This is a genomic window from Pseudomonas sp. OTU750018 (assembly GCF_011636575.1).
Lineage (GTDB): Bacteria > Pseudomonadota > Gammaproteobacteria > Pseudomonadales > Pseudomonadaceae > Aquipseudomonas > Aquipseudomonas peli.
Map to the genome: position 1 here is coordinate 137634 of NZ_JAAPAU010000003.1, position 16368 is coordinate 154001.

Here is a 16368-nt window from a genome sequence, read left to right on the forward strand (position 1 = left end):
AGTTTGCCTGAAAATACCGCAATAGAGCGGTCTGGTTGTCCTACAAAGCGCTTTTTGAACGCTTCAGGGACAGTAATGGAGGGATGCTGCCTTGGGTGCTTGTGCACTGGCGGATAGCGCCGTGCTGACTGTTTGATTACCGGGGCAGATGCAGAACGCAAAAAACCCGCCGAAGCGGGTCTTTTGTATGAGCGCTGCGGGCTTACGCCAGTTCGTCGAAGCACTCGGCGATGATCGCCAGGCCACGGTCGAGCAGGGCATCTTCAGCGGTCAACGGCACCAGCACGCGCAGGACGTTGCCGTAAGTACCACACGACAGCAGGATCAAGCCCTTCTCACGCGCCTTGGCAACAATCTGCCCGGTCAGCGCGGCATTGGGTTTGTGCACGTCGCCACCTTCGCACAGCTCCATGGCAATCATCGCGCCGAGGGCACGCACTTCGCCGATGCTGTTGTGCTTGGCTTGAATGGCCTTGAGGCCAGTAACCAGGCGCTCGCCGACGGCCTTGCAGCGATCCAGCAGCTGCTCTTCCTCAAATACTTCCATCACAGCCAGGGCTGCGGCGCAGGCAATCGGGCTGCCGGCGTAGGTGCCGCCCAAACCGCCGGGGGCGATGGCGTCCATGTATTCGGCCTTGCCGCACACACCGGCCACCGGGAAACCGCCGGCGATGGATTTGGCAAAGGTGGTCAGGTCGGCGGCGACGCCCATCTGTTCCATGGCGAAGAAGGTGCCGGTACGGCCCGCGCCGGTCTGCACTTCGTCAGCGATCAGCAGGATGCCGTGCTGATCACACAGGGCACGCAGGCGCAGCATGAAGTCTTTCGGCGCGACGTAGAAACCGCCCTCGCCCTGCACCGGCTCGATGATGATCGCGGCGATGTCGCGTGGCTCAGCATCATTCTTGAAGATGCGTTCGATGCTGGCGATCGCATCATCCGTGCTCACGCCGTGAAGTTCACACGGGTACTGGGCGCGGAAGATACCGCCGGGCATCAGGCCCATGCCGGCCGAGTACGGTACGACCTTGCCAGTCAGACCGAGGGTCATCATGGTGCGGCCGTGGTAACCGCCAGTGAAGGCGATCACGCCAGCACGACCGGTGGCAGCGCGGGCGATTTTGATCGAGTTTTCCACCGCTTCGGAGCCGGTGGTGACCAGCAGGGTCTTCTTGGCGAAGTCGCCTGGCACGCGTGCGTTAACTTTCTCGCACAGTTCAACGTACGGCTCATACGCCAGCACCTGGAAGCAGGTGTGGGTCAGTTTGGTCAGCTGCTCTTGCACCGCCGCCACCACTTTCGGGTGCAGGTGGCCGGTGTTGAGCACCGCAATGCCGCCGGCGAAGTCGATAAACTCGCGGCCTTCAACGTCGGTCACGGTGGCGTTCTTTGCCGACTCCGCAAAGATCGGGTGGATCTGGCCCACGCCGCGTGGAACGGCAGCGGTGCGGCGTTGCATCAAAGATTCGTTGGTCTTGCTCATGATGTCCTCATTCGCCGGTTAATCTCGGCGTGGTTCAAGGATGTGTCACCGGCGGCGGTTTGGCAGTTTTCGATGATCGACTGCCACAACACGCCCGGCCACAGCTATGTCCATATAAAGCCGAAGGCGCAGCGCTCTCGTGCGTCTTCGGCGGGGTTACTGCTACGTCGCCGGGATTAGATACCCAGGCAGAGGTATTTGATTTCCAGGTAATCCTCAATGCCGTACTTCGAGCCTTCGCGGCCAAGGCCCGAGGCCTTCACACCGCCGAACGGCGCGACTTCATTGGAGATCAAGCCGGTGTTAACGCCGACCATACCGTATTCCAGGGCTTCCGCCACACGGAACACACGGCCCAAGTCACGGGCGTAGAAATACGAAGCCAGGCCGAACTCGGTGTCGTTGGACATGGCGATCACTTCAGCCTCGTCCTTGAAGCGGAACAGCGGCGCCAGTGGGCCGAAGGTTTCTTCCTTGGCCACCGCTGCGTTCTTCGGCACGTCGACCAGAATGGTCGGCTCGAAGAAGCTGCCGCCCAGGGCATGCGGTTTGCCACCGGCGAGCAGGCGTGCACCTTTGCTCAGGGCATCGGCGATGTGTTCCTGCACCTTGGCCACAGCCTTGTCGTCGATCAGCGGGCCAGTCGTGGTGCCTTCATCCAGACCGTTGCCGATCTGCAGCTTGGCCACGGCGGCGGCCAGTTTCTCGGCGAAGGCGTCGTACACGCCGTCCTGAATGTACAGGCGGTTGGCGCAGACGCAGGTTTGGCCGTTGTTGCGGTATTTGGAGATCAGCGCGCCTTCGACGGCTTTGTCCAGATCGGCATCGTCGAACACGATAAACGGCGCGTTGCCGCCCAGTTCCAGCGAGACCTTCTTGATGTCCTTGGCGCATTCGGCCATCAGCTGGCGACCGATTTCGGTGGAGCCGGTGAAGCTCAGCTTGCGCACGATCGGGTTGCTGGTCAGCTCGCCACCGACTTCACCGGCGCTGCCGGTCACTACGCTCAGCACGCCTTTTGGAATGCCAGCGCGCTCGGCCAGAGCAACCAGGGCCAGGGCGGAGAACGGCGTCTGCGACGCGGGCTTGATCACCATGGTGCAACCAGCTGCCAGGGCCGGGCCGGCTTTACGGGTGATCATCGCCGCGGGGAAGTTCCACGGGGTGATGGCCGCAGTTACGCCGATCGGCTGCTTGATCACGATCAGACGCTTGTCCGGCTGGTGGCCAGGGATCACGTCGCCATACACGCGCTTGGCTTCTTCAGCGAACCACTCAATAAAGGAAGCGGCGTAGGCAATCTCGCCCTTGGCTTCGGCCAGCGGCTTGCCCTGCTCCAGAGTCATCAGGCGGCCGAGGTCGTCCTGGTTCTCGATCAGCAGTTCAAACCAGCGGCGCAGCTTATTCGAGCGTTCTTTGGCGGTCAGGGCACGCCAGGCTGGCAGCGCACGGTCGGCGGCTTCGATGGCACGACGGGTTTCCGCTGCGCCCATTTTCGGTACGGTACCGATGATTTCGCCGGTGGCCGGGTTGTTGACCTTGATGGTCTGGCCGTTGTCGGCGTCCAGCCAAGTGCCGTCGATATAAGCCTGCTGACGGAACAGCTGGGTGTCTTTCAGTTGCATGGCAGTCTCCTAAATTCCGACACCCTGGCATCGGTACGTGTCATCGAATGTGCCGTACTGCAGCGCAGCTGGGCCTAATCTGTAGGGCTGGTGCTGGCCGTGGGCTGGCATGGGTTGCGCCGCGCACAATTTCAGCAAGAGCGTTTGAAATCTCAAACGAATCCTAGGGTCAAGAGGGGTAAAGGGCAATAGCCTGTTCGAAAAAATTAACGGAATATTGCCCTTATTCAAGGGATTTATACGAATAGACAGCTGGCGGTCGCTTCGCGTGCAGAATCACGAACAAGGCAGCAGCATGGACGCCCGCCAGCGACATGCGTATGATTGCGCCCGCGCTGCACCAGTAGCTCAGCTGGATAGAGTACTGCCCTCCGAAGGCAGGGGTCGTGGGTTCGAATCCCGCCTGGTGCGCCATATAAATCAGCAGGTTACGTAGTTTAACCCTGGCAATTGCCAGAGCCGTGACAGCAGCGTGACAGCAGCAGTAACTAAAAGGCCCCGCTTGAGGAATCAAGCGGGGCCTTTTAGTTCTATTAATGAGCTAAGCGTAACCGCCCATTGTGCATAGCGGCTTAGCTCGGCCCTGCCGCAGAGTGCCTCCACTGCGGCTCATCCTTATATATAGTTATCGCACTGCGTCTGCCGAGCTAGGCGCTTGCATGGTCGTAAATTGGCCGGTGGCAAAGACTGAGCATGCGTGTTTTCGTAGCCATATCTAAGTGCCCGCCAAGGCCATTCGTGATCGGCCACTGTCGGCCTTGAGTCTGGCAGTGGGGCTACGCAAAGATTGGCTAGCTGAGCCTAGCGGTATGGCTTCGGCTTATTGCGAGGTCAAGGGAATTTGCTAAGCTACGACCGACTTGCATTCCCATCAAACGAGTCGCTCGCTGCTGTGATTTGTGACCGGCAGTGTGGGGGCATGCTCTCTCGATCCACTGCTTTTTGGTTAAATGGTCCGCAGCTAAGGATAGCTCTAGCCTCAAATTGACATGAGCCTAATCGTGAGACATTGGCAGTGTGCATTTCTTGCGCTAAAAGTGAGTTTTATTCGCGCCTGTGGGGTTCTCGGCCATTCAGTGCATCGAGTCTGCCATAGTGTTTTTCGTTCTAAAGCCTGTATTCAGTCCTTGGCGTCGTCTTTGCGCCTCCTCACACGCCCTCAAGAGCCTAAGTCAGTGAGCACATGAATTCTTTTTCTGCAGAACTTCGAAAGGCCGTTACTTCCCAGATCGGTCAAGATTTATATTCTGAAATAGAGCGGGCGTCCTGGGGCGCGATGCCACCGGTGGCCATTGCAGACCTTTCCGTCGCTATTGGAACCAGCATAGGGTTGGTTCGAACAAGAAATGAGGATCGCTTAGCGGTAGCTCAAGTATCAGCAGCGGATGGCGAAACCTACTTTGTAGTGCTCGTGTGTGATGGTGTGGGCGGTACAGAAATGGGGGATGTTGCCGCATCTATTGCAGTAACTTTCTTTATAGAAGAGCTGGCACATAATCGCTCGAAACTTGCTCTTTCTACGCTACTTCCTCTACTAGTCAGGCGTGTTGATGACCGCGTCCGTGGAGGGCTCCGTGGAAAGGGAGCTACAACTCTTAGCGTTTTCATAGCAACAGGCAGTGGGGAAATAGCTGCGACGAATGTAGGCGACAGTCGTATCTATGCGTGGTCACCTCTCAAAGATCGGCTAGTCCAGATTAGTAGAGATGACACAATGGAAAACGAGCTTTCCGAGCTTGCTATCAAAAATCCAGCTGCTCTGCGTTTTCGGGGATTGGGAGGTAGTCTGTCGCAGGCAATCGGCGAAGACGGCAGAACGGCTAATGATCTTCGAATAACACTCTTGGACCCCGAATATCTGAATGATGGTGTTGTTCTAGCTACAGACGGAACATGGAAAGGGGCCGAGGACGGATTTAATGCGCTGCTAAAAAAAGCCCCCTCCTCTACTGCTGCGGTCAACAGAATAATGTCGCTTTCCAACTGGACAGGTGGAGTGGACAATGCATCTATTGTTGTCGTTGAGAGGATTAAGGATGCAATTTTAAACATCCCGAAATCCGACCCAGGGTTGTTGAAAATTAATATATGGCTTGGAAACACTAAAGTAATTCTTTCTGCTTTAGCATCAGCTTCGAGACTGCCTAAATTAGAGCGTCCAATTATGAAGTCTGAGATCCGGAAGGCTTTGGGAAAAAGATATGTTCGCTCCGGGGTAGAGGATCATAAAAAACCGAAGCAGCTTGATTTTAGGATTGTTGAAGATTCTGGGCTAGAAAGAAAAAAAGAAGCGCGCGCCGAAATTGAAGTCTCAATCGCCCCTGAGCCAAACAAAGATAATAAAGATTGAATGGAATCAAATGATAAATTTACCCGATAGATACTCGGTAATTACAAATACGTTGATGAGTGGCGGTTTTGGTAGTGTTCAGCCTGTCCGCGATAATTTTTTGGGACGAGATGTTCTATTCAAATTCATGCGTTCTGGGAACGATGATGATCAGCTTCGTAACGAAATTCAGATGCTAGCCAAAGCGCGCTCTAAACACATCGTCGAGATCTATGATGTCATCAAGGGCGAGGCTGGTGAAGTTCAAGGTATAATTATTGAACACTTAAAAGGTCGATCTTTCGAAGATTTCCACTTAGAAGCTATTGGTGATCCTACAGGCTATTTGAAAATTCTATATCAAATTGCGCAAGCTATAACGGCTTTGCATGCAGCTGATATTATTCACAGGGATCTGAAACTCGACAATATCAAAACTTCTTCTGCTGGAGTGGTTAAGCTTTTTGACTTTGGTATTTCTGTTGAAGGTGAAGATTATCACACGCGGCTTAATCGGGGGACTTTAGTCTACGCCGCCCCTGAATTGTTCGTTCCAGACGCATGTATAACAAAAGAAATGGACATTTATGCGCTTGGTGTCTGTGCTTGGGCACTTGCCAGTGCTAGCACCCCAAGCGTGCTGTTCGAGAGGCCGCCTCAGACCTCTGCTCGCGTGCCTTCAATTGACACTGTGATGGGTGGTAAGTTGGCCAAAGAAGTCGTCGATCTTATTGATGCTTGTTTGTCGACTAATCCGGCTCAACGTCCAACCGCGAAAACTGTTTGTGACACCATCCAGAATCATTTGGTTCGGGACGAACATCGGGGAACTTTTGTTTACAACGATAAACTTTACACCCTCTCGAAAGATAATAGGCAGGTAGCGTTAAAGTTCCCTGGGATTGGCGGAATAGGCGCGGTCTATGATGGTGTTCGTTTTCAGATAACCAGTGTTCAAGGTGATGTTTACATCAACAATAGCGCTGCCGTTGTCGGATCAATTCTGCATGATGCGTGTGTTTTGACGTTTGGCCGAGCTGAACTCAAAAGTCACCGTTATTGGGTGACATTTTCCTCCTCTCATCCTGAGGTGATACTGTGAGTCAACTCCGTTTAAGTCCAGGGCAGGTACTTATAGGTCGTTATGAAATAATAGATTTTCATGCTGCTGGCGGTATGCAGGAGGTTTATTATGCTTACGACCACACTCTTGACCGGTATATAGCAGTAAAAATTCCGAAGGCGGGTGTTAAAGATCGACGGTTTCGGCGTGGTGCGGAAATGGGTGCTCGCGTCAATCATCCAAACATTGCAGCGACGCTTGATTACTTCGAAGATGATTCATTTACATTCATGGTCGAAGAGTTTATACCCGGTCGTGATTTAAATGATCGCTTACTTAATGATTTTCTATTTTTAGATCCCTATCTTGCTGCGCACGTTTCCCATCACATTGCGAAAGCCTTGTATGAGGCACACAAAGTGGGCATATGCCATAGGGATCTAAAGCCGAGCAATATAATGACTTCAGTTGATACATCAATGGAGTCTATAAAGCTCACAGATTTCGGAATCGCAAAGCTAGCTGAAGCTGAAATTCTAGCCGAGATGGAGCTTTTTGCAGAGGATGAATCAACTCTTCTTTCATCCAACACATTGCTGGGTGCTGTTCCCTATATGGCCCCTGAGTGTTGGGAGGACTGGAAGAGAGCAGGCATGCCAATGGATATATGGGCTCTAGGGTGCGTGATGTATCACTTGTTAGCCGGTGCGCCCCCATTTGGCACTGGGCGTATGGCTATTAAGAACGTCACACTATATCAAGTTGGGAAATATGCCATAGCTCAACCTAGTTGGTTTGGAAAGCATCCAGACACTAGAGAGTTAGAGAGTAATATTTGGGAGCTTTTAATTAGCTGTCTAGCTATAGAACCGTCAGATAGACCTGACGCAGAAGAGGTGATGAAAAAATTTAACTCACTTTCCTATGCGACTGGCGCTCGTAGAGTTGGACGAATTGCGTCCTACCCTATGAATTATCAGGGCGGTGGGACTGCCAATGCAGGTTTCATTGCTGAAGAAGGAGTGCATGAGAATCAATTTTTTCATGCATCCAATTTTTACGGCAGTGTTGCGCCCTCTGTTGGCCAGAAGGTTTGTTTTTCATCTTATCCGGGTGTGCCATCGCCCAGATCTGCCCCCATTCTTCTTCTTCGTTGACCTCTTTGGAGTCAAGTTTAATGTCGACGCTATTTAGGTCGCATTCCAGAGGCGCTTGACCGTGCTTAAGCTGATCTCAAGCTCGGCTGCAACTTGTGACTGAGACATGCAGCGCCCTTTCAGCGCCTGCACCTGTTCGGAAGATGCTTTTGTGGGGCGTCCGAGGGACTTGCCTTCGGCCTTTGCACGTTCAAGACCTGCCTGGGTGCGCTCAATTAGCAGATCCCTCTCGAATTGCGCCACTGCTGCGAGAACGGTCATTGTCATCTTGCCTGCCGGGCTAGTCAGGTCGACGCCTCCAAGGGCCAGGCAGTGAACCCTAATACCCATACCCTCTAGCCGCTGCACGGTACTCTGCACATCGATGGCATTCCGCCCAAGCCTGTCCAGCTTGGTCACCACAAGTACATCGCCAGACTCCATGCGGTCTAGCAGCGTGTTAAAGCCTTTGCGTTCACTACTGCCGGTACTGCCCGAAATTGTTTCCTCAATGCAGCGCTGGGGCTGAATATCGAAACCTGCAGATTTGATCTCTTGAACTTGATTCTCTGTAGTTTGGCCTACGGTAGAAACTCGGCAGTAGGCAAAGGTCCGGGACATGGTTGAGCTCTGTAAAGGTGTCAAAAACGTAGGCTCATTATTATATGTGGCTCATAAATAGTCAACCCTATTATTTGACACCGCTCTATGGCTCAATTTCAGCGGTGCCAAAAACGGTCGTTTGTGGTCTAGTCGATACGACAGATAGACGTGGGACATCTCCGGCACCACCACTGGCATGCAATGCATGCACTTTGGCCAGAGCGAAGTGACGATGTGATGGGCAGAAATCGGCCAATAGGTGCCGCTCGCGGAAAACATCTACCGGCCATCAGCAGCAACTCAGTGGCTTCCTGGCTACCCCCTTTAGGAGGCATCGAAACGTTGGGCGCCGCACTCAGCGTCTTTCCCATGCCTTAAGCGGGTGCATGTGCCGAGTCGAACACGAACCGGCTTTTTCCACCACTCACGTATCTTGCGTCCAATCCACGATTTCCCGCGGATCAGTTACTGTCACATCCAATGAATGCGACCCTTCTTAAGCCAGAAGTGCGATTTGCACCCACTCTTCAGCCAAATCGAAGGCATTAGCGACGGAAGGCCGTCCTTATCTATGCTGTAGTCCCAGCGAGGTTTAGCTTCCTTTATAACCAGTAACTCAATGGTTCGGCCGCAGCCGCACGGGCATCTGAGTCCAACACACCAATCTTCCGTTCCATCTCTCGCGAGTACGATCGAGCGCATCGGCATGTCATGCGGCAATGAATCTCCCTCCACGACGACTAGGCGCCGTGGAGGCAGCAGAGCCTCGGCTTTTCGTTGTACGTAGGAAAAGAGCCTATTCAGGATCGCCATTTAGTGATCCTCCAGCTCTGGGAGGCCAAGGAGAGGCTTCTTGCAGCCCTCACCTAGGCGGGAGTTAGGTGCTTTGGCGATTTCACTCTCTTCGGTGTAATCCTCTTCAGCTCCAGCAAGACTGAATCTAGTCCGTGCAAATCGACTGTTCGGGTACTCCCGAAAGGGAAAACACCTTGCGATGAATTCCGATACGCAGGCGGACGCCGCTCGCATGTTCAGGGTAATCACCGAGGGAGCCTCCTCCTGAACCCCCGCGATGTATCCCCGTGCAAGCTGATCCTCATAGTCCTGCGGGTTGACGGTGCGAAGATGCTCTTTATATAGCAGCTCAGGGGTGTAAACACCCCGATCAGCTAGCGTGGATCCACCTGGCTTAACATAGTCAACTCGGCCTGCCACATCGGTAATTACCCTTCCATCCTCAGGGTGAACATGGGTGGGGATCTTTACTCCCACGTCTAGCAATGGAATTAGGAATGCTGATGCAATGAGATCCGCGATCATGCGAGCCTGATAGGTATCAACACAGCAAAAGATCACATCGGCATCTGCCGCTGCGAGGATCGCGTTTCGCGAGCGGATAGTGCATTGAATCGGATGGGCGATCCCTTCTCCGCGGATGCGTTGGATAGCTTCAGCGAACATCTCGACTTTTGAACGGCCCGTGAGAGCATCGTCGAAAGTTGCGTTGAGAATCCGGTTTAGATTCTTCTGCTCCAGGTGGTCGTGATCGATTAAAAGGATCTCTGCAAAACCGAGTCTGGTTACCTGTTCTGCTACGACTGAGCCGGTACCAGAAACTCCGATAACGGCCGCTTTTAACCGCTTGAACGTTGCGGTCATCCCGGAAGAGAACGCCATGGTTGGCGGATGAGATTCGGTGCTGTCGTCCCACCAGTAGTGAATATCATCGCCGGCCACAGTTACGAGCTCCACTGACTCGCACTGTTCGCCATCCGTGTAGATGCGTGCCCGGACAGCGCCAGTCGAAACCATGACTGCTGAGCCGTGAATCGCTTCCACGCCTTGATAGAGCGAACACATGGTTTGTGCATCACTCTCGTCGTCGATGTCGGAGAACTCCAGCGAACCGTCTGGATGCGAATGCACCAAAATGACGGACATCGATGCTGCAGAAGCCGCATCGATGGCCTTCTCTAAATAGCTGCCTGGCCAGGTTATGGAGTTGACGCACCGCGATTTACACTCCTCATATGGCACGAGAATCAGCTCCTTGGACAGCAGCTTCAATCGGGTGCCGGTGTGACGATTACAAAGCAGGATCGCGGCGGCCTCCTTGCCGTCGCCCGGAAACAAATGTTCCCGGAGCGAGGCATGGATTTCTTGCGTCAACACCAAGCGAGTGCCGGTGCTCATTGACCTACCTCCTTCAAAAGACAGCCATCAGCCATCGCCAACTGCGAAATGACGGTGTCAGTCGCTGGGTTCCAAGGACGATGGCGAGACCAGCCTTGGAAAGTCACTCCGTCGACCACGCCCGTTACCTGCGTAGCGGGTATCTCGGCCCCATTCGACAGTTGAAGCGGCGGGTACACATAGAACATGTCGAGCATGTTCATGGGATAACCGGCAGTGATCAGCAAGGCAAGCTCGACTTTCCGATGGCTATACCCATCCGGTAACTCATAGTCATGGATGACCAGCCAGCGATTTTCTCCGTTCAAGCGAGCCTCCCAGCTGAGGCCTATCTCGGTAAGGTACTGCTCGTCTCCCGGAAGTAGCGAGAACTCGCGCCGGAGCGCCTGAGGGGCCTCACCGTTACCTACGTCCCGAGGAGTCAGGCGGAGCTTCTCAATACCGGGCGTGCGCAGGTCGATGACATCATCGATTCCCTTCTCTACCTTGGGCTGGCCCTCTACCTTGAAGTAGATGTGCCAAGCTTGATTGGGGTCCAGGCCCGCACGTACAACGGCGTCGCGGATGACAACGGTTGGGGTATCGAAAAGATAGTCCTTGCCTTGAACGTTGAGCTTCCAGGTGGCCTTCCGGCTGATAAAGCGCTCGATGCCCTCTGCGTCCAGATCAACGAACTGGTCGTCCTGAATCTCCAGGTCGGCCTCATCCTCGCGCTCAAGCAGCAACTTCTTATCACTTTCGACTTCACCAAGGACGCGGATGGTCTGCCCGTTGATGTGCTGACAAGGCCACTCGAGGCGATTACCGTCCACGGTGAACAGGTAAGTGCGATCAGACTCAACCACGATAAAGCGACCGACTTCAGCCCCGAGAGTAACTACCTCATTAGGCCGGATATCTTCCAGCGAGCCATTTGGAAGCACCTGCAGCACAACCGGAAGTTGATCAGAGTCGAACTCTGCAGCTTCAGCGATCTGGGCGCCCGTTGGGGTACTGTCGTCCACGGTTACCGAGCGGTAAACGAGGGTTTGGTTTGCCACCTCAACAATGCGATGGCGGGGGTGTTGCATTTGTTGGTCGTGCATTTGAATTTTCTCCATTCCGTTTCCGCGGATGAGCGGATTTAAGGGCTGCCCAGAGGAGCCCGTTTGTCGTCGACGGAGGGAGTTCCTGCATCAGTGCTTGACTGACTGGAAACGCACGAAGATACTTTTAGTCCACATCGATATCTTCGTAGCCAGACTGAACGCAACAGCCATTGCGCTCTAGTCACCTCCCAAACGATGACTTGCTTTCACAGCATCATCTTTTTCTCTATTCCATCCGTACCTCCTTACCTGGCGTGACCATCATCAGCTTTTTGGGTGTGCATTCTGCCGCCTGATTTGTTCGTCTTCGGCGGTCGCCAATTCTGCTTAACAAATCCTGTTTAACTCCGGGCAAAAAAAAGGGCCTCACTGAAAAACAGCTTAGCCCTTTTTTCTCGTTAAAGGAAGCCCTTTAAGCAGATTTTCCGATAACCTTATAAACGAACTCCTTGCCACCACTGTCTGCAGACTCCTCGGAGCGCAGCAAGAAGCCCTCGTCAGCAAGCCGCTTCAGCCGAGTGCTTGCATTTTGGACGCTAATGTTGAGGGCGGAAGCAGCGTCTGACGTTGTCGTCTCGCGATTGTTGACCACGAGCTGAAGCAGCGAAATGCTGGAGCTCGAAGGCTCAGGACCAACAAATCTGCACTCATTACCTACCCAACACGTGAGTCGATGACCGCCTGAAACCGCAGCCCCCTGCAGGTTGGAAACCAGGTCCTCATCGGTAATGTCAAAGGCGTAAAGCGCGATCTGCCCGTCGAAACGTTTCGCTGCGTAGATCAAACACTCGCGGAAGAAGGAAACATCTGCGCCATCAATCTGGGCAAGAGAGACACCTACAACTGTCGCAGCTGGGAGCGCGTCGATGGCCTCGACAAGCTTCGCATGCGCTTTGCGCCCTCTGGCGGTGCCATAGGGGTTTGCGCTATCAGTGAAGTCCCGAAGATTCAGAGTATAGTTTTTCTGCTTCATATCTTAAATTTAACCAGATCTTAGTCAGCTGTCAACGAGAACTCAAAGACGATATGTGTTCCTACCAATCTGGGTAGATTGGTCTTCCAGCTCTTACGTTCAAGTTTTCCTTCCTTGTACTTCAAATAGACAGCAAAGCTGTCTTGCCGAATCGTTACCTTAGCGCTGAGTTTGGCGGCTTCTTCGTGGCTGGTATGGAAACCAGCGCCTCGTCCTTTGCCTAAGCGGCTGAGCCCCCCTTCCTCCATAGCTCGAAGAATAAGCAGTGGATCGGCATCTTTAATAGTAGGGCTAAATTCCCTGGCGACATCGGGAAAGTGCTCCTCCAACCCAGGCCGCAAGGTCTGGCAAATGCCCCTGCCGCTGTCAGATACGACGACAACGACCGACTTCCTAGACGACATCTCATAGCACTGTAGACCCGCGAAGCCAGGGATCAAGGTGTCGGAGTGATCCTCCACGTTGCAGACCATTTCTCCAACGAGGGTGAAAAGCTTGTTCGCATCTCGACTGCCGAACGCTTCCTCAAAACTTAACTTGATGCGCTCAGGAACATTTACCTCAGGGCAGATCTCTAAAAGCTCAACGAGGCCCAAGTTATTGGCTAGGTACAGCTCCGCGAAGGCTGCGTCTGGCTTACTCGGAAGGACATCTACCGCTTGATTTAGCCGTGCAAAAAAGCATGCACGGCCCAGATACGAAACCGTCGAATTGTTATCGGTGAAGTCGAGTACAACGTGCTTTCCAGCGGCTACTAGCTGATTCGCGAGAGCTAAAATCCGCGCCGCAGCGCAGAAAAGGAGCTTCTTATCAGGGAGAACCTTAATGACCACGCGGTTAAGAGGGGAGTCAAGTGGCGATCCAAACTTGAGAAGCGCCTTCTCAAAGTGCTGGTGAGAAAGCCAGGTGCCGTTTGCGGTCAACTCAAGAACAAATTGGTGATCTTTCAATAGGTACCAGCCAAAGGAGTTTCGATCTTGACTGAAAGTCTCAGGGTTGCTGAAAAGAATCTGGTTGATCTGTTTACGGTCGATGTCAATTTTACGGGCCATCTCATTTGCCTTGAGGCCTGGCTTACTGGCAAGTAGGAGAGCTAGCCTCTTCAACATTTGAGGTCCGATCATTGAGTCTCTGGCAGAGATCGACTGAGTTTTCGGTGCTGGGAACTTACGGCGCGATTGTACACCGGCGATGCGGCTACATGAAGTCAAAATGACATAACTCAGCATGCCCCTATCAGAAGCTCATTGCATAAGTCGCCCTCTAGGTCTAGCAACAAACTTGAAGAGCGCCCTCTAGTTGCATTCGGGGTAGGAAAAATAGAAAACTAGTATTGTCCGAGCAGAAAAACTGAGTGAAAAACATGACTGAGTCTGGCCAATTTACAGCAACGTATCGCGATTTCCGCAAGAATACGGAGGAGCTCACGACCGAAATAGATCGCTTAACCGATGCCGTCGGCCAGATGGATGAGTTTCGTATCAGTGCTCAGGCGAAATTAGAGGATCTTAACGCCACATCGGAAAGTATTAAGGACGAAGTACAAAAAGCAGTAAAAGCCTGGGGTAATGGATCGGAAGTTTCGAAGAGCGCCGCTAAAAAAGCTTATGAAGAAGCATATAGCGGCACTATAAGCGCGGGTAAAGAACTGCAACGCGAGATGCGGGCGATTACACAAGAGGCAGAAAGTGTGGCGAGGCGATTGGAAAGTGTAGGCCGGCTAAGAGCTTCGATATGGGCTGCGTTTATTCTCATCTTGGTCGTAGCATACGCCGGGGGTGTTTACAGTGCACCTCACTTGCAAAAGTTCCTGAACGACTCCTGGACTCAAGCAGGCTCAAAGGAGCCAAGCCTGCATGACGTCTGGGCCCACTCTACTGAGCAAGAGCGTGAGACCATCCGCAAGATACTCAAGCGTACCGCTGAATCTAAACGCTAGGCCCTTTTAAATGAATTACCTGACTCCAAGGTTTTCAGGCCTAGCAACACCTCGGGACTTTTCGATAGGCGAAGCATATGGCTTAGCCCTCTAAAGCGAATTGAGCGATATCCAGCGGGATTATCGCCACTCGTTGGCCAATAAACATAAATATGCCCTTCCAAGGTCTCGCTTCCAGTTTTAGCCCCTTTTGCTATTTTTCCAAGCTCATCTGCGTAGCGATAAAAGCGCTTGTAATTGCCTCCCAATAGCTGAGAGCCAAAAAAATCTCTAGCGAATACATCTCCTACGCATGTTTCAAACTCAAAGCCTGGAGCAAAGTTATTCATGTAGGGCGCTACCTTCAGAGCATAGCTACTTACTTTTTCGTCCTCCTCTAAAAAATTTTCCTGAAGCTCACTGCTGTACTGTTCGCTGAGCTCTCCCCAGCAGATGTAGTGGCAGTCTCGACTTCTTTTTAATAAAGCTTTGTCTTGTGCAAAATTACGGAACAACTGAATGCGTAGCTCTTTAGTACTCTCGGTTTTAATCGCACTATGGTTGGCTTTGAACTCAACAAGAGCGAACCGAGCACCAGACGATAAGAGGTGATCCGCATGTTCCTGATCTTGTGCCCCCAGCGGGGCAGAAACATACGAGAGCACTCCTTGGCGTTCTGCATGTAGCTTAATTTTCTCATTAAACCGCTGGGCTACCCCCAGCTCGATGTCTCTCAGATCTTCCATTTTTCAGCTCTAGTGGCACACGAATCGCGTACAAAATGCGATGGGATTTAAGCACCCACAGGCTTCTATGGGCAGTAGCAGTGAGTCGCCCCCTAGTTTCGCATACGCCTTTGAATGTCCACTGTTTGCTGTGGTTTAACCGGTCACCAGCGTCCACTACCGGCCAACAGCGGACGTCCAAAGGTATCTACGAAATTTGGGACGATTCACCACTCATGCTTTTGTTGCTTCGATGATGGCGATATGGTTTCACGCCTGAGCCTAAACACAAGGACGAGCGATGAAATTTTTCTGGGTGAACCTTGGCGCCACCTTCAACGAAGTCAATCAGGGCGGCTTCCTTTGGGCCCCCCTCTACTCAACGATTGAGCGGAAGGATGGCTCCCTGAGACCCCGCACCAATCGGCATTGGGATGTGGTCGACGAGGTGCACACCGGGGACATCATTTTCTGCGTGAAAGACAAGCAGATCACCCGTGTCGCAGAAGCGCAGGCTAATGCCTATAACGCCGAACGGCCATCCACCCGTGGTTTTCATCAGTGGAATAAAGAAGGACGCCGCGTCGATGTGACGCTGCGCTCTACTGTGCGTCCGGTAAATCGCGACGAAATTGCTAAAGAGTTTTTGAGCCGGTTCAATGAGCACTGCGATCCTGCTGTGTTTACCCAGCACGGGACGATCAATGAGATTTACATGTCTCACATCGGTCCGGACGCAGGACTCTACCTGCTGGAGAAGGCGGGGTTAATCAGTGCCTTTGTGGACCGCATTGTTGATGTAGATTCGACGCGGAAGATCAGCAAGACCACCCGCGAAGCAATCATTCTCGCTCGGGTCGGCCAGGGTGAGTACCGCACTAATCTCATGAACCGTTGGAATTGCCGCTGCGCGCTGACTGGCCTCCAGAACCCTGACCTTCTCGTTGCCTCCCACATCGTACCTTGGAGCATGTCGGACAACGATGAGCGCCTTGATACAGATAACGGCCTGCTTCTCGCTACCCACATCGATCGCTTATTCGACCGCGGACTGATCTCATTCTGCGAACAAGGAAGATTGCTGATCAGCGATCAGCTTGGCCCTCATGCTCAACAGGTGTTTGGCCTTGCGCACTACCAAAAGCTCGCCCATGTTTCGAGGGGCACTTTGCAGTACCTAGCTCGGCATCGAACACGTTTCAAGTTCGACAGATAATGCGCTACCCGAGGCT

General features: G+C 53.0%; 14 protein-coding genes and 1 tRNA gene. 6 read left to right on the forward strand and 9 right to left on the reverse strand.

What is annotated here, in order from left to right:
* Positions 1 to 202: 202 nt before the first annotated feature.
* Positions 203 to 1483 carry a 4-aminobutyrate--2-oxoglutarate transaminase gene (gabT, locus tag HCI85_RS16145; RefSeq protein ID WP_090254332.1) on the reverse strand — a complete coding sequence of 427 codons (1281 nt, stop codon included), beginning with the start codon at positions 1481 to 1483 and terminating at the stop codon, positions 203 to 205.
* A 176-nt stretch (positions 1484 to 1659) separates the two neighbouring features.
* Positions 1660 to 3108: an NADP-dependent succinate-semialdehyde dehydrogenase gene (gene gabD, locus HCI85_RS16150; protein WP_167146019.1), complete on the reverse strand. Its 1449-nt coding sequence runs from the start codon at positions 3106 to 3108 to the stop codon at positions 1660 to 1662.
* Positions 3109 to 3445: 337 nt separating this feature from the next.
* Between gabD and HCI85_RS16155 the strand changes: the two genes are divergently transcribed.
* From HCI85_RS16155 to HCI85_RS16170, 4 genes are all read left to right on the forward strand, one after another.
* Positions 3446 to 3522 (forward strand) — tRNA-Arg (locus tag HCI85_RS16155).
* 769 nt (positions 3523 to 4291) lie between these two features.
* Complete coding sequence (locus HCI85_RS16160; RefSeq protein WP_167146021.1) at positions 4292 to 5458, forward strand: PP2C family protein-serine/threonine phosphatase; 1167 nt, start codon at positions 4292 to 4294, stop codon at positions 5456 to 5458.
* A 10-nt stretch (positions 5459 to 5468) separates the two neighbouring features.
* On the forward strand, positions 5469 to 6539 hold the full coding sequence (locus tag HCI85_RS16165; protein WP_167146023.1) for a serine/threonine-protein kinase: 1071 nt from the start codon (positions 5469 to 5471) through the stop codon (positions 6537 to 6539).
* Positions 6536 to 7657 (forward strand): serine/threonine-protein kinase, encoded by a 1122-nt coding sequence (locus HCI85_RS16170; protein ID WP_206677999.1) that lies wholly within the window; start codon positions 6536 to 6538, stop codon positions 7655 to 7657. The genes HCI85_RS16165 and HCI85_RS16170 overlap by 4 nt, the downstream gene beginning before the upstream one ends.
* A gap of 33 nt (positions 7658 to 7690) precedes the next feature.
* Here HCI85_RS16170 and HCI85_RS16175 read toward each other — a convergent pair whose 3' ends face one another.
* From HCI85_RS16175 to HCI85_RS16195, 6 genes are all read right to left on the reverse strand, one after another.
* Positions 7691 to 8257, reverse strand: coding sequence for a recombinase family protein (locus tag HCI85_RS16175; RefSeq protein WP_167146025.1), 567 nt, complete (start codon positions 8255 to 8257; stop codon positions 7691 to 7693).
* Between the two features lie 453 nt (positions 8258 to 8710).
* On the reverse strand, positions 8711 to 9052 hold the full coding sequence (locus HCI85_RS21045; RefSeq protein WP_342636246.1) for a DUF6527 family protein: 342 nt from the start codon (positions 9050 to 9052) through the stop codon (positions 8711 to 8713).
* Positions 9053 to 10432: a ThiF family adenylyltransferase gene (locus HCI85_RS16180; RefSeq protein ID WP_167146027.1), complete on the reverse strand. Its 1380-nt coding sequence runs from the start codon at positions 10430 to 10432 to the stop codon at positions 9053 to 9055. It lies immediately after the preceding gene.
* Positions 10429 to 11517, reverse strand: a complete 1089-nt coding sequence (locus HCI85_RS16185; protein WP_167146029.1) for a multiubiquitin domain-containing protein — start codon at positions 11515 to 11517, stop codon at positions 10429 to 10431. The genes HCI85_RS16180 and HCI85_RS16185 overlap by 4 nt, the downstream gene beginning before the upstream one ends.
* A gap of 415 nt (positions 11518 to 11932) precedes the next feature.
* The gene (locus tag HCI85_RS16190) at positions 11933 to 12493 is read right to left on the reverse strand and encodes a winged helix-turn-helix transcriptional regulator (RefSeq protein WP_167146031.1); all 561 of its coding nucleotides are present in this window, start codon (positions 12491 to 12493) and stop codon (positions 11933 to 11935) included.
* Between the two features lie 20 nt (positions 12494 to 12513).
* On the reverse strand, positions 12514 to 13545 hold the full coding sequence (locus tag HCI85_RS16195) for an ATPase (RefSeq protein WP_241693798.1): 1032 nt from the start codon (positions 13543 to 13545) through the stop codon (positions 12514 to 12516).
* Positions 13546 to 13856: 311 nt separating this feature from the next.
* Between HCI85_RS16195 and HCI85_RS16200 the strand changes: the two genes are divergently transcribed.
* Entirely contained in the window at positions 13857 to 14432 is a 576-nt protein-coding gene (locus HCI85_RS16200) for a hypothetical protein (protein ID WP_167146033.1), read from the forward strand.
* Here the strand turns inward: HCI85_RS16200 and HCI85_RS16205 are convergent.
* The gene (locus HCI85_RS16205; RefSeq protein WP_167146035.1) at positions 14429 to 15157 is read right to left on the reverse strand and encodes a hypothetical protein; all 729 of its coding nucleotides are present in this window, start codon (positions 15155 to 15157) and stop codon (positions 14429 to 14431) included. The two genes, HCI85_RS16200 and HCI85_RS16205, sit on opposite strands and share 4 nt — an antisense overlap.
* Before the next feature lie 280 nt (positions 15158 to 15437).
* Between HCI85_RS16205 and HCI85_RS16210 the strand changes: the two genes are divergently transcribed.
* Positions 15438 to 16352: an HNH endonuclease gene (locus HCI85_RS16210; protein ID WP_167146037.1), complete on the forward strand. Its 915-nt coding sequence runs from the start codon at positions 15438 to 15440 to the stop codon at positions 16350 to 16352.
* Positions 16353 to 16368 lie beyond the last annotated feature (16 nt).

Bases quoted from the DNA above. Each gene is read 5' to 3' on its own strand.
- gabT (WP_090254332.1), bottom strand. From the start codon at position 1,483: ATGAGCAAGACCAACGAATCTTTGATGCAACGCCGCACCGCTGCCGTT.
- gabD (WP_167146019.1), bottom strand. From the start codon at position 3,108: ATGCAACTGAAAGACACCCAGCTGTTCCGTCAGCAGGCTTATATCGAC.
- HCI85_RS16160 (WP_167146021.1), top strand. From the start codon at position 4,292: ATGAATTCTTTTTCTGCAGAACTTCGAAAGGCCGTTACTTCCCAGATC.
- HCI85_RS16165 (WP_167146023.1), top strand. From the start codon at position 5,469: ATGATAAATTTACCCGATAGATACTCGGTAATTACAAATACGTTGATG.
- HCI85_RS16175 (WP_167146025.1), bottom strand. From the start codon at position 8,257: ATGTCCCGGACCTTTGCCTACTGCCGAGTTTCTACCGTAGGCCAAACT.
- HCI85_RS21045 (WP_342636246.1), bottom strand. From the start codon at position 9,052: ATGGCGATCCTGAATAGGCTCTTTTCCTACGTACAACGAAAAGCCGAG.
- HCI85_RS16180 (WP_167146027.1), bottom strand. From the start codon at position 10,432: ATGAGCACCGGCACTCGCTTGGTGTTGACGCAAGAAATCCATGCCTCG.
- HCI85_RS16185 (WP_167146029.1), bottom strand. From the start codon at position 11,517: ATGCACGACCAACAAATGCAACACCCCCGCCATCGCATTGTTGAGGTG.
- HCI85_RS16190 (WP_167146031.1), bottom strand. From the start codon at position 12,493: ATGAAGCAGAAAAACTATACTCTGAATCTTCGGGACTTCACTGATAGC.
- HCI85_RS16195 (WP_241693798.1), bottom strand. From the start codon at position 13,545: ATGGCCCGTAAAATTGACATCGACCGTAAACAGATCAACCAGATTCTT.
- HCI85_RS16200 (WP_167146033.1), top strand. From the start codon at position 13,857: ATGACTGAGTCTGGCCAATTTACAGCAACGTATCGCGATTTCCGCAAG.
- HCI85_RS16205 (WP_167146035.1), bottom strand. From the start codon at position 15,157: ATGGAAGATCTGAGAGACATCGAGCTGGGGGTAGCCCAGCGGTTTAAT.
- HCI85_RS16210 (WP_167146037.1), top strand. From the start codon at position 15,438: ATGAAATTTTTCTGGGTGAACCTTGGCGCCACCTTCAACGAAGTCAAT.